We start from the raw sequence: 13,055 nt of genomic DNA on the forward strand, positions 1-13,055 counted from the left end.
AGTCTCTCGTCACATTCCTCGTCGGGGAGCCTCCGCGGCTCCCGGGCCGGCTGCCACCTGTCGCAGATAGGGATTGGTGGCGCGCTCGCGGCCGATGGTCGTGTGCTCGTTGTGGCCGGGCAGCACCACGGTGGAGTCGTCGAGCGGCAGGCACACGCGGGCCAGCGATTCGAGCATGTCCTCCATGGAGCCACCGGGCAGGTCGGTGCGTCCGATGGAGCCGGCGAACAGCAGGTCGCCCGAGAAGAAGATCGGCGGGACGTCCGCCGCCTCGGGCATACCGAAGGTCACCGACCCCCTGGTATGGCCGGGCGCATGCGCGACGGAGAGTTCCAGACCGGCCAGCTCCAGCTTCGCGCCGTCGGTCAGCTCCTTGACGTCGTCCGGTTCCCCGATGGTCAGCTCGCCCAGCAGCGGCATGCCGATGGACCGGCCGAGCGCCTTCTCGGGGTCGGTCATCATGTACCGGTCCTCGGGGTGGATCCAGGCCGGAACGTCGTGGGCGCCGCACACCGGGACGACCGAGGCCACATGGTCGAGGTGGCCATGGGTGAGGACGACGGCGACGGGCTTGAGCCGATGCTTCTTCAGCGTTTCCTCGACTCCTGGGGCGGCCTGATGGCCCGGGTCGATGATCACGCACTCCTCACCGGCGGCGGGGGCGACGAGATAACAGTTCGTCCCCCAGGCCCCGGCGGGGAACCCGGCAATGAGCACGATCGTCCTTCGTTGTGTCGATACGGGCGGCAACAGCTGCTGTCAGAGCCTACCGGCGCTGCCGTTTACTCAGCGAACCCATATACGGTACGGGGCTAGACGCAGCGGTCGGCTCACCGGACGCGCGCGTACCGGTCGGCACACGACACTCATGAGGAGAGAACCCGGTGGTCACCCAGGAGCAGCGGCGGCGTCAGCTCGCCCGGGAGAAGTTCTTGCGGCAGCAGCAGCGGCGCACCAGCGCGCGGCGCAAGTCACGCATGCGCAACTCCGTGATCGCGTCGGTGCTCGGCGTGGTCGTGATCGGCAGTGTCGCGCTGTACACGACCGGGGTGCTGAAGAACGACGACGACAAGAAGGCGAACGCGAGCGCGGACGTCACGCCCAGCGCCTCGCCCAGCAAGGCCCCCGACCCGTGCCAGAAGCCCGACAAGGGTGCGGTGGAGAAGCTGAGCTGGAAGACGGAGCCGGCGCTCACCATCGACAAGTCGGCGAAGTACACGATGAAGCTGGCGACGACCTGCGGTGACATCGGCGTCGACCTCAAGGCCGCGGCCGCGCCGCACACCGCGAACTCGTTCAACTTCCTTGCCGGCAAGGGCTACTTCGACCACACCAAGTGCCACCGGCTCACCACCAACGGCATCTACGTGCTCCAGTGCGGTGACCCGACGGGCACCGGCAGCGGCGGCCCCGGCTACACGATCCCGGACGAGAACCTGAAGGACAGCAGCCTGAAGGGCAACGTCTACCCGGCGGGTACGGTCGCGATGGCGAACACCGGGCAGAAGCACACCGGTGGCAGCCAGTTCTTCCTGGTGTACCAGGACAGCCAGTTGCCGCCCACCTACACACCGTTCGGTACCGTCGACGCGGCGGGCATGAAGGTGCTGAAGAAGATCGCCGCCGCGGGTGAGAACACGGGGGCCGGTGACGGCGCCCCGAACGCGACGGTCGTGATCAACAAGGCGACGGTCGCGAAATCCTGACGCTCAAGTCGGCCAACTGCGGAATTTCGGTCGCGCGGGATGCGGACAGGCAACCCGCCGGTCGCCTATGTTGGCCGTGACGAAACTGTGGACGATGCCCGGGGGCGCTGAGGCCCCTCGCAGGCATCATGTGGAGGAGGCGCTGTGAGCAGCGACCCGTGGGGCCGCGTCGACGAGACGGGGACCGTGTACGTGCGTACGGCCGACGGCGAGCAGGTCGTCGGTTCCTGGCAGGCCGGCTCCCCCGAGGAAGCGTTGGCCTACTTCGAGCGCAAGTACGAGGGCCTGGTGGTCGAGATCGGCCTCCTCGAAAAGCGAGTACAGACCACCGACCTGTCGGCGAAGGACGCCCAGACCGCCATCGACCACCTGCGCGAGCAGGTTGACGCGCATCACGCCGTCGGCGATCTGTCCGCGCTGCGGGGCCGTCTGGACAAGCTGGTGGAGACCGTCGAGGCACGCCGCGAGGAGCGCAAGCAGCAGCGCGCCAAGCAGTCCGACGAGGCGCGGCACGCCAAGGAGGACCTGGTCACCGAGGCGGAGCAGCTGGCGCAGTCCGACCAGTGGCGGGCGGCCGGCGAGCGGCTGCGGGCCCTGGTGGACACCTGGAAGGGGCTGCCGCGTCTCGACCGCAAGTCGGACGACGAGCTGTGGCACCGCTTCTCGCACGCCCGCTCGGCGTTCTCCAAGCGTCGCAAGGCCCACTTCGCGCAGCTCGACGCACAGCGCGAGGATGCCCGCAAGACCAAGGAGAAGCTGGTCGCCGAGGCGGAGGCGCTCTCCGACTCGACGGACTGGGGTCCGACGGCGGCCCGCTACCGCGAGCTGATGTCGGAGTGGAAGGCCGCGGGCCGCGCCCAGCGCGAGCACGAGGACGACCTGTGGAACCGCTTCCGCGGCGCCCAGGACGTCTTCTTCGCCGCGCGCAGCTCGGTGTTCGCCGAGCGGGACGCGGAGCAGTCGGAGAACCTGAAGCTCAAGGAGGAGCTGGCCGAGGAGGCCGAGAAGCTCCTGCCGATCACCGACCTCAAGTCCGCCCGGGCCTCCTTCCGCTCGATCAACGAGCGCTGGGAGGCCATCGGTCACGTGCCGCGCGACGCGCGTCCGAAGGTCGAGGGCCGGATGCACACGGTCGACCGGGCCATCCAGGAGGCCGAGGAGGCCGAGTGGCGCCGGACGAACCCGGAGGCACGCGCGCGTGCCGAGGGTCTGACCGGTCAGCTCCAGGCCGCCGTGGACAAGCTGCGCGGCCAGGTCGAGCAGGCGCGCACCCAGGGCAACGCCTCCAAGGCCGAGAAGCTGGAGAAGGAGCTTGAGGGTCGCCAGGCACTGCTTGACCAGGCGCTGAAGGGTCTGCAGGAGTTCGGCGGCTGACAGGCCGCCCCGCTCACGCCAGAGGGCCTCGTACATCCCGTACTGGGCCCTCTGGCGTGCCGTGCGACCTCACGTGCCGGTCGGAGGCCTTGTGTGCCGTCTCTAGTCCCTACGACCTGCTGCGCGCCGACGTCACGCGGTACACGTCGTAGACGCCCTCCACGCCCCGGACCGCCTTCAGGACGTGCCCGAGGTGCTTCGGGTCGCCCATCTCGAAGGTGAACCGGGAGGTGGCCACGCGGTCGCGGGAGGTCTGGACGGCCGCGGACAGGATGTTGACGTGCTGGTCGGACAGGACACGGGTGACGTCCGACAGGAGCCGGGAGCGGTCCAGGGCCTCGACCTGGATGGCGACCAGGAAGACCGAGGACTGGGTGGGCGCCCACTCGACGTCCAGGATGCGCTCGGGCTCGCGGGACAGTGACTCCACGTTGACACAGTCGCTGCGGTGAACCGATACGCCGCTACCGCGCGTGACGAAACCGATGATCGGGTCGCCGGGTACGGGCGTACAGCAGCGGGCCAGCTTGACCCACACGTCGTCGACGCCCTTGACCACGACGCCCGGGTCGGCGCTGGAGCGGCGCTTGCGGCCGCGGGTGCGCGTCGGCGGTACCGTCTCGTCGATCTCCTCGGTGGCCGCCTCCTCGCCGCCGAGCGCCGACACCAGCTTCTGCACGATGTTCTGCGCGGAGACGTGGCCCTCGCCGATCGCCGCGTACAGCGCGGAGATGTCCGAGTAGCGCATCTCGTGCGCGAGCGTGACCAGCGAGTCGCCGGTCAGGATGCGCTGGATCGGCAGGTTCTGCTTGCGCATCGCGCGGACGATGGCGTCCTTGCCGTGCTCGATCGCCTCGTCGCGGCGCTCCTTGGAGAACCAGGCCCGGATCTTGTTGCGGGCGCGCGGGGACTTGACGAAGCCGAGCCAGTCGCGGGAGGGGCCTGCACCGGGCGCCTTGGAGGTGAAGACCTCCACCAAGTCGCCGTTGTCCAGGGTGGATTCGAGCGGTACGAGGCGCCCGTTGACCCGTGCTCCTATGGTGCGGTGGCCGACCTCGGTGTGGACGGCGTACGCGAAGTCGACCGGGGTGGCCCCGGCCGGGAGCGCTATGACGTCGCCCTTGGGGGTGAAGACGAAGACCTCGTTGCGGGACAGGTCGAAGCGCAGGGACTCCAGGAACTCGCCGGGGTCCTCGGTCTCCTTCTGCCAGTCGAGCAACTGGCGCAGCCACGCCATGTCGTTGAGGTGGTCGTCCTTGCCCTTGCCGGACGACTTGGGCGCGTCCGTACGCACCTTGGAGGCGCCGGCGACGGCCTCCTGCTTGTACTTCCAGTGCGCGGCGATGCCGTACTCGGCGCGGCGGTGCATGTCGAAGGTGCGGATCTGGAGCTCGACGGGCTTGCCGTTGGGGCCGATCACCGTCGTGTGCAGCGACTGGTACATGTTGAACTTGGGCATCGCGATGTAGTCCTTGAACCGGCCGGGGACCGGGTTCCATCGCGCGTGCACGGTGCCGAGGGCCGCGTAGCAGTCGCGGACGGTGTCGACCAGTACACGAATCCCCACCAGGTCGTAGATCTCCGCGAAGTCCCGGCCGCGGACGATCATCTTCTGGTAGACGCTGTAGTAGTGCTTCGGGCGGCCGGTGACGGTCGCCTTGATGCGGGCGGCGCGCAGGTCGGCCTGGACCTCGTCGGTCACTATGGCCAGATACTCGTCACGCTTCGGTGCGCGCTCGGCCACCAGCCGTACGATCTCGTCGTACATCTTGGGGTAGAGGATCGCGAACGCGAGGTCCTCCAGCTCCCACTTGATGGTGTTCATGCCGAGGCGGTGGGCGAGCGGCGCGTAGATCTCCAGCGTCTCGCGCGCCTTCTTCTCCTGCTTCTCGCGCTTGAGGTAACGCATGGTGCGCATGTTGTGCAGGCGGTCGGCGAGCTTGATGACCAGGACGCGCGGGTCCTTGGCCATGGCGACGACCATCTTGCGCACGGTCTCGGCCTGCGCGGCCTCGCCGAACTTGACCTTGTCCAGCTTGGTCACGCCGTCGACGAGCAGGGCGACGGTGTCGCCGAAGTCGCGGCGGAGCTGGTCGAGGCCGTACTCGGTGTCCTCGACGGTGTCGTGCAGCAGGCCCGCCATCAGGGTGGCCGGGTCCATGCCCAGCTCGGCGAGGATGGTGGTGACGGCGAGGGGGTGCGTGATGTACGGGTCGCCGCTCTTGCGCTTCTGGCCGCGGTGCCAGCGCTCGGCGACCTGGTAGGCGCGCTCGATCTGGCGCAGGGTGGCGTTCTCGATCTTCGGGTCGTTGCTGCGCACTATGCGCAGGAGCGGTTCGAGGACCGGGTTGTACGGGTTCGCGCGCTGCACGCCGAGGCGGGCGAGGCGGGCGCGGACGCGGTTGGAGGAGCCGGAGCGGGCGGGCGGGCCGGGGGTGGCACGGACCGCGGCCGGCTGGGCCGGGCGCTCGGGCGATGGGGGTCCCCCCGCTTGAGCGGAGTCGAGAGTGGGGGAGGGTTTGGGTCGCGAGGCCTCGGCCGCCTTGTCCGCGGGCGCGGACTGGGCGTGCTCGACCTGCCCGCGGGCGTCGCTCTTCGCGTGGGGCGCGGGCTTGGCCGTGGGCGCCGAGCCGGGCTCGGGCTTGGCGGCGGTCAGTGGCTGGGCCTCGTCTGGCAAGAGGACTCCTCGTGCGCGATCCGGGTCCCCCGGTCAGGCTCCGGAAACCCCATGGTAGCGATCCCTGGCTCCAGGATCGCCTCCAGTCCGATCCGAGGGACGACTACGGGAGAAACAACTGAGGCTACCGCCGGATTCCGTAGGGCCGGACTTGGGGTGTCCTGGGGGTTTCCGCACGCTTGCGACAAGGGTGTTGCGGATGCTTGCGACGGGGCGCCAGGGTCGTGCGTGAGGGGGCCTGGGCCAGGGGTGAGCGGACTTGAGGGCGGCTGCGGCGGCCACATCCGTGATCCACGACCACGTACGCGAACGGTTGCCTGTCCGGCACCTGGACAGCCACCCGTGGCTACCGACCCTCCCGAGACGATCGAACAGCCGCCCGTCGGTACGAGGACGGCCCGCCCCGCGATACGCGCACGGCCATCCCGCCGATCCCAGGACAGCCGCTCAGACAGCCAGACCGCCCGCAACCAGCGAACAACGGCCGCACCGGTACCAGGACGGACGACCCGGCCCACCCCGGCGATGCGCACACCGCCGCCCTACCGGTACGGACGGACCACCCGGCCCACTGGTGACGGGACGCGCCGCCCGGCCCACCCGGGACATGCGAACGGCCGCCCCGAAGTGTCGGGGCGGCCGTTCGTTGGCCGGGGCGGGGCTCAGACCTGGAGGAGGGACTCCACGGGGGCTCCGGGGAGGGCCGCTTCCAGGCGGGGGCGGCCGGCCAGGAAGGCCAGTTCCATCAGGACCGCGACGCCCGCGACCTCGGCGCCGGCCCGGTGGATGAGCTGGATCGCCGCCTCGGCGGTGCCGCCGGTGGCGAGGACGTCGTCCACGATCAGGATGCGGTCGTCCGAGGTCAGGTCCTCCGCGTGCACCTCGATCTCGGCCGAGCCGTACTCCAGGTCGTACTCCTGGCGCAGCGTCGCTCCGGGGAGCTTGCCCGCCTTGCGCACCGGGACGAAGCCGAGGCCGGCGCGGACGGCGACCGGGGCGCCCAGGATGAAGCCCCGGGCCTCCAGGCCGACGACCTTGGTGGCACCGGTGCGCTCGGCGATCTCCGCCAGCGTGTCGGTCAGGGCCGTGAACGCCGCCGGGTCCGCCAGGAGCGGCGTGATGTCCTTGAACATCACGCCCTGCTCCGGGTAGTCCGGGACGTCACGGATGCGGCTGAGCAGCAGCTCCCTGATGTCGGTCATCGACGCTTCCCGGAGGGCCGGCGCCGGTCGCGGCGGGCCGCCGACTGGTCACGCGGGCCGACGACCGCGGGCGCGGCGTCCTCGGGCCCGGCGCCGGACCGCGCGTCCGCCATCTCCTCCTCGGCAGCGGCCTGGGCCCGCTTGGCCAGCACGCGCTTCCTGAGCGCCTTCATCTGCGGCTCGCGCTCCTTGAGGTCGGCGACGAGCGGCGTGGCGATGAAGATCGAGGAGTACGCACCGGCCGCGAGGCCGACGAACAGCGACAGCGAGATGTCGTTCAGCGTGCCGGCGCCGAGGAAGCCGCCGCCGATGAACAGCAGACCGGCCACCGGCAGCAGCGCGACCACCGTGGTGTTGATCGAACGGACCAGCGTGCCGTTGATCGACATGTTGGCGATGTCGCTGTACGTGAACCGCGTCTGCTTGGTGATGTCCTTCGTCTGCTCCTTGAGGCTGTCGAAGACGACGACCGTGTCGTAGAGCGAGTAACCGAGGATCGTCAGCAGACCGATCACCGTACCGGGCGTGACCTCGAAGCCGACCAGGGCGTAGATACCGGTGGTGATGGTGATGTCGTGGATCAGCGCGACGAGCGCCGCGACGGCCATGCGCCACTCGAAGGCGATCGCCAGGTAGATCACGACGAGGACCATGAAGATCGCCAGGCCCTCCCAGGCCTTGTTGGCGATCTGCTCACCCCAGCTGGGACCGACCAGGTCGGCCGCCAGCTTCTCGGAGTCGATGTTCAGGTCCTTGGCCAGCGTCTGCTTGATCTCGTCGGACTGACCGGTGTCGATGCCCGCGATCTGGATGCGCAGGCTGCCGTTGCCGAGCTTCTGCACGACCGCCTCGTGGCCGGAGGCGTCGCGCGCGTAGCCCTCCGCCTGGGCCACCGAGGTGCTCATCTTGGTGGGCGTCGTGAAGACCGCTCCGCCCTGGAACTCGATGCCCATGTTCAGGCCGCGGACCGCCAGGCCGACGATGGCCGTGATGGTGATCAGGATGGAGACGCCGTACCAGATCTTGCGCTTGCCGACGAAGTCGTAGCTGATCTCGCCGCGGTGCAGTCGAGCGCCGAGGTTGCCGAGTTTCGACATCGCTCACGCCTCCTTCGGGTCGACGGAGCCGGCGGCAGGACCGGCGGGACGGCGGGTACGGCGCAGCGGCGGCTTGGCGCCCAGGCCCTTCGGGTCGAGGCCGGACCACTTGTGGCCGTTCGCGAAGAACTTCCGGCGGGCCAGGAGCGTCATCAGCGGCTTGGTGAAGAAGAAGACGACGACCACGTCGAGCACGGTGGTCAGACCCAGTGTGAACGCGAAGCCCTGGACCTTGCCGACGGTGACGACGAACAGCACGGCGGCGGCGAGGAACGACACGAAGTCGGAGACCAGGATGGTGCGCCGGGCACGCGGCCAGGCCCGCTCGACGGCGGGACGCAGGGAGCGGCCCTCGCGGATCTCGTCCCGGATGCGTTCGAAGTACACGATGAACGAGTCCGCCGTGATACCGATGGCCACGATCGCACCGCAGACCGCCGGCAGGTTCAGCGCGAAGCCGATGGTCGGGCCGAGCAGCGCCATGATCACGTAGGTGAGGATCGCGGAGACCAGCAGCGAGGCCATCGCCACGAGCGACAGGCCCCGGTAGTACACCACCAGGTAGATCACGACCAGGAGGAGACCGATCGCACCGGCGAGCAGACCGGCGTGCAGCTGCTCACCACCGAGCGCGGCGGTCACGGTCGTGACGCTCTGCTCCTGGAAGGACAGCGGGAGCGCGCCGTAGGACAGCATGTTGGCGAGGCTCTGGGCCTCGTCCTGGGTGAAGCTGCCGGAGATCTCCGCCTGGCCGCCCGTGATGGACTGCTGCACGAACGGGCTGGAGACGACCTCGCCGTCCAGGACGATGCCGAACTCGTTCTGCGGCTGCTGCTTCTTGGCCAGCTCACCGGTGATGTTCGCGAACTTGTCGGCGCCGCTGGAGTTGAACCGCATCTGGACCTGCCAGCCGGCGGCACCCTGCGTGTCGAACACCGCCTGGGCCTTCTTGACCTCGGTGCCGTCCACGGCGGCCGGGCCGAGCAGGTACTTGTACCAGACCTTGTTGATCTCGCCGCAGGCCACGGTGGGCTCGCCGGGCTTGGTGTTCTTGCCGGCGGTGGCGCGGACGGCGGGCTTGGAGCAGTCCAGGGCCGCGTACTGGGCCTGGAGCTTCGCCGTGCCGTTGTCCGTGCCGCTACCGGCGGACGCCGACGGGCTCGCGGAGGGCTTGGAGCTCCCGGAGGCGGAGGGCGACGGCGTGGTGTCCTTCAGGGCATCGGTGACGGCGCGGCCCTGCGTGGTGGCGGTGGCCGTCGGGGACGCGGAGGAGGGCGAGGTCGCCTTCTGCTTCGACGAGGCGCTGCTCGACGGGCTCGGCGAGGCGCTGCCGCTGGGGGAGACGCTCGGCGAGGGGCTCGCGGCGGACGCGGAGGGCTCGCTGGCCAGGACCGGGCGGAAGTACAGCTTCGCGGTGGTGCCGACCTGCTGCTGGGCCTCCTTGGAGTTGGTGCCCTTGGGGATGTTGACGATGATGTTGTCGGTCCCCTGGGTCTGCACCTCCGCCTCGGAGACGCCGAGGCCGTTGACACGGCGGTTCATGATGTCGACCGCGGTGTCCATGTTGGCCTTGTTGATCGCGGACCCCTGGTCGGCCTTCGCCTTGAGCGTGATGCTCGTGCCGCCGGCGAGGTCGATGCCGAGGCGCGGGGTCGGGTGCCCGGAGGCGAACATGCCTCCGGTGAGCGCCACGATGGCGATCAGGATGAGGGCCAGCGAGCGCCCTGGCTTGCTCTGGGCGCTCGCGCTCCGGCCCTTCTTAGGTGCTGCCACCTTCTCGTACTCCCTCTCGGGCCGCCTCGCGTCCGGTCGGCGCGGTCGGCCATGACATGGTGTCGGGATCCCGTGCGAGATACAGACGCGCCCGGGGTGCGCGGGCGCGAGGGGATCGCGCCGCACTCCCCGGGACGTGACTACTTCGCGTCGGAGTCGCCGTCGGTCTTCTTCGGCTCTTCGTCCGTCTTCGCCTCGGCGGCCTCGGCCGGCTCTTCGTCCGCGTCCTTCTTACCGAGGTCGACGGCCTTGTCGTCGGAGGCGGCGGCAGCGTCGGCGGGCGCGTCGCTCTCGGTGAGGGAGGAGGCATCGTCCGGGACGAGGTCGGCGTCGGACTTCAGGTCGTGCTCGATGCCGTGGACGATGCGGTTGTACTCGTCGTCGGTGAGGACGGCACCGATGGCGTTCTTCGCGAAGAGGAGATCGACGCCCGGGCCGGCGTCGAGGAGGACCGTGTCCTCGTTGACCTCCTTGACCGTCGCGTACATGCCCCCGATCGTGCGGACGCCGGAGCCGGGCTGCATCTCGTTCCGCATATTGGCGGCCTGCTGCTGCTTCTTCTTGGCCGAACGCGTCATCAGGAACATGGCCGCGATGAGCACGATGAACGGGAGAAGGGTCAAGGTATTCACGGGACGGAGTTTCCTTCGCACGACCGCGGCGGGGAGCGGCCTGGTGGATGGGGGTTTATTCGGCGCTGCCCACAAGGGCGGCATCGGCGGAGTCTAAGCGAGTCCACGCGCATGGAACAACGCTCAGCATGGCACCTGGGTTCCTGACCCGGCCAATGCCCCCGCCGTCACGCCCCGAACAGGTCCTGTTGTCCGGTTCCGGTCGAGCGTGGCGGGGTGAGGCCGAGGTGCGCCCATGCGGCGGGTGTGGCGACCCGGCCGCGCGGGGTGCGCGCGAGCAGGCCCTCCCTCACGAGGAAGGGTTCGGCGACCTCCTCCACGGTCTCACGTTCCTCCCCCACCGCGACAGCAAGTGTGGAGAGGCCCACAGGGCCGCCGCCGAACAGCTTGAGCAGGGCCTGCAGGACGGCGCGGTCGAGGCGGTCGAGGCCGCGGGCGTCGACCTCGTACACCTTCAGGGCCGCCGCGGCGATGTCCCTGGTGATGATTCCGTCGGCCTTGACCTGCGCGTAGTCGCGGACGCGGCGCAGCAGTCGGTTGGCGATACGGGGCGTGCCGCGGGAGCGGCCGGCGATCTCGGCGGCGCCGTCGGGGTCGATCTCGACGTCGAGCAGACCGGCCGAGCGGTGCACGACCCGCTCCAGCTCGACGGGCTCGTAGAACTCCATGTGCGCGGTGAAGCCGAAGCGGTCGCGCAGCGGGGGCGGCAGCAGGCCCGCGCGCGTGGTGGCGCCGACCAGGGTGAACGGGGGCAGTTCGAGGGGGATGGCGGTGGCGCCGGGGCCCTTGCCGACGATGACGTCGACGCGGAAGTCCTCCATGGCCATGTAGAGCATCTCCTCGGCGGGCCGCGACATGCGGTGGATCTCGTCGAGGAAGAGGACCTCGCCCTCCTGGAGGGAGGAGAGGATCGCGGCGAGGTCGCCGGCGTGCTGGATGGCGGGGCCGCTGGTGATCCGGATGGGGGCGCCCATCTCGGCCGCGATGATCATCGAGAGGGTGGTCTTGCCGAGGCCGGGGGCGCCGGAGAGCAGCACGTGGTCGGCGGTGGCGCCACGCGCGCGTGCGGCGCGCAGGACGAGGTCGAGCTGCTCGCGGACCTTCTCCTGACCGATGAACTCGCCCAGGTCCTTGGGGCGCAGGGCGGCCTCGACGGCCTGGTCCTCACGGTCGGCGACCGGGCCCACGAGCCGCTCCGCGGCGGTGTCGGTCGTGTCGTCCCAGTTCATGTGATCTGCCTCAACGGTGGTGGGTCAGCGAGCGCGGTTCAGGGTCTGCAGGGCGGCCTTCAGCAGTTGGCCCACCTGGGGCGTGCCGCCCTCCGCCTCGGCCTGCGGGGTCACGGCGGCCACGGCCTCGTCGGCCTCGCGCGTGGCGTAGCCGAGGCCGATCAGCGCGGCATGCAGCTGGTCGCGCCAGCCCTGGGTGACCGGGGCGCCGATCGCGGGGGCCGTCCCGACCGGTGCGCCGAGGCGGTCCTTCAGCTCCAGCAGCAGCTTCTGCGCGCCCTTCTTGCCGATGCCGGGGACCGCGGTGAGGGCCTTCTCGTCGGCGGTGGCGACCGCGCGGCGCAGCGCGTCCGGGGTGTGCACCGCGAGCATCGCCTGGGCGAGGCGCGGACCGACGCCGCTCGCGGTCTGGAGCAGCTCGAAGACCTGGCGCTCGTCGTCGTCGGCGAAGCCGTACAGGGTGAGGGAGTCCTCGCGGACCACGAGCGAGGTGTGCAGCTTGGCGGGCTGTCCCATGCGGAGCGTGGACAGCGTGTTCGGCGTGCACTGCACGGCCATGCCGACGCCGCCGACCTCGACGACGGCGGCGTCGGGGGCGAGTGCGGCGACCGTGCCGCTCACGAAGGCGATCATCCCGTACGGCCTTTCGATGTGTGCAGGGCGACGGCCTGCTGGAGTCGGTTCTGGGCGGGGGCACGCCAGATGTGGCAGATGGCCAGCGCGAGGGCGTCGGCTGCGTCGGCGGGCTTGGGCGGGGCGTCCAGCCGGAGCAACCGCGTCACCATGGCGCCGACCTGGGCCTTGTCCGCGCGGCCGCTGCCGGTGACGGCGGCCTTGACCTCGCTGGGCGTGTGCAGGGCGACGGGGATGCCGCGGCGGGCGGCGCACAGCATGGCGACGGCACTGGCCTGGGCGGTGCCCATCACCGTGCGGACGTTGTGCTGACTGAACACGCGCTCCACGGCGACGAATTCGGGCCGGTGCTCGTCCAGCCAGGCCTCGATGCCCTGCTCGACAGCGAGGAGGCGGCGGCTCAACTCGGCGTCCGCGGCGGTGCGGACGACTCCGACGCCGAGCATCGTCAACGGCCGCCCCGCGACCCCCTCGACGACACCGACACCGCACCGCGTGAGTCCGGGGTCCACCCCGAGTACCCGCACACACCCTCCCCTCGATCTCCCCCGGCTACCGCTGGGCGGTACCCGCGATCTGTGCAGGCTATCCGGTGCCACTGACAACGGCGGCGGGCCGGTGGGGGTTTGGCACCCCGCCCCCACGGTGCGCGCGGGGCGCGGGGGCCCGACGCCGCGGGCATGGACAGTGTTACGGTGGGGTAGGGGGAGTTGGGGAAGAAGTTGTGGACGT

Annotated in this window: 11 protein-coding genes; 2 read left to right on the forward strand and 9 right to left on the reverse strand. The window is 70.2% G+C overall.

What is annotated here, in order from left to right:
• Positions 1–9 precede the first annotated feature (9 nt).
• Positions 10–717: an MBL fold metallo-hydrolase gene (locus ACWGKT_RS43465; RefSeq protein ID WP_356153277.1), complete on the reverse strand. Its 708-nt coding sequence runs from the start codon at positions 715–717 to the stop codon at positions 10–12.
• A gap of 167 nt (positions 718–884) precedes the next feature.
• Between ACWGKT_RS43465 and ACWGKT_RS43470 the strand changes: the two genes are divergently transcribed.
• A complete protein-coding gene (locus tag ACWGKT_RS43470) occupies positions 885–1,706 on the forward strand; it encodes a peptidylprolyl isomerase (protein ID WP_356153274.1) in 822 nt (273 codons plus the stop codon).
• A gap of 144 nt (positions 1,707–1,850) precedes the next feature.
• Positions 1,851–3,080 carry a DUF349 domain-containing protein gene (locus tag ACWGKT_RS43475; protein ID WP_453278037.1) on the forward strand — a complete coding sequence of 410 codons (1,230 nt, stop codon included), beginning with the start codon at positions 1,851–1,853 and terminating at the stop codon, positions 3,078–3,080.
• A gap of 109 nt (positions 3,081–3,189) precedes the next feature.
• On the opposite strand, the gene ACWGKT_RS43480 is transcribed toward ACWGKT_RS43475, so the two are convergent.
• The 8 genes from ACWGKT_RS43480 to ruvC all read right to left on the reverse strand — a co-directional run bounded on the left by ACWGKT_RS43480 (position 3,190) and on the right by ruvC (position 12,850).
• Positions 3,190–5,757, reverse strand: coding sequence for a RelA/SpoT family protein (locus tag ACWGKT_RS43480; protein WP_453278038.1), 2,568 nt, complete (start codon positions 5,755–5,757; stop codon positions 3,190–3,192).
• 662 nt (positions 5,758–6,419) lie between these two features.
• Positions 6,420–6,959, reverse strand: a complete 540-nt coding sequence (locus ACWGKT_RS43485; protein WP_453278039.1) for an adenine phosphoribosyltransferase — start codon at positions 6,957–6,959, stop codon at positions 6,420–6,422.
• Positions 6,956–8,056, reverse strand: coding sequence for a protein translocase subunit SecF (gene secF, locus ACWGKT_RS43490; RefSeq protein WP_356153262.1), 1,101 nt, complete (start codon positions 8,054–8,056; stop codon positions 6,956–6,958). Before secF ends, ACWGKT_RS43485 begins: the two co-directional genes overlap by 4 nt.
• 3 nt (positions 8,057–8,059) lie before the next feature.
• Positions 8,060–9,829, reverse strand: coding sequence for a protein translocase subunit SecD (gene secD, locus ACWGKT_RS43495; protein WP_453278040.1), 1,770 nt, complete (start codon positions 9,827–9,829; stop codon positions 8,060–8,062).
• A gap of 140 nt (positions 9,830–9,969) precedes the next feature.
• The gene (gene yajC / locus ACWGKT_RS43500; RefSeq protein ID WP_235458867.1) at positions 9,970–10,461 is read right to left on the reverse strand and encodes a preprotein translocase subunit YajC; all 492 of its coding nucleotides are present in this window, start codon (positions 10,459–10,461) and stop codon (positions 9,970–9,972) included.
• A 167-nt stretch (positions 10,462–10,628) separates the two neighbouring features.
• Complete coding sequence (ruvB, locus tag ACWGKT_RS43505; RefSeq protein ID WP_453278041.1) at positions 10,629–11,690, reverse strand: Holliday junction branch migration DNA helicase RuvB; 1,062 nt, start codon at positions 11,688–11,690, stop codon at positions 10,629–10,631.
• A gap of 24 nt (positions 11,691–11,714) precedes the next feature.
• On the reverse strand, positions 11,715–12,323 hold the full coding sequence (gene ruvA, locus ACWGKT_RS43510; protein ID WP_453278042.1) for a Holliday junction branch migration protein RuvA: 609 nt from the start codon (positions 12,321–12,323) through the stop codon (positions 11,715–11,717).
• Positions 12,320–12,850 carry a crossover junction endodeoxyribonuclease RuvC gene (ruvC, locus tag ACWGKT_RS43515; RefSeq protein WP_453278043.1) on the reverse strand — a complete coding sequence of 177 codons (531 nt, stop codon included), beginning with the start codon at positions 12,848–12,850 and terminating at the stop codon, positions 12,320–12,322. Before ruvC ends, ruvA begins: the two co-directional genes overlap by 4 nt.
• Between the last annotated feature and the right edge of the window lie 205 nt (positions 12,851–13,055).

This window comes from Streptomyces sp. NPDC054794 (assembly GCF_053611585.1).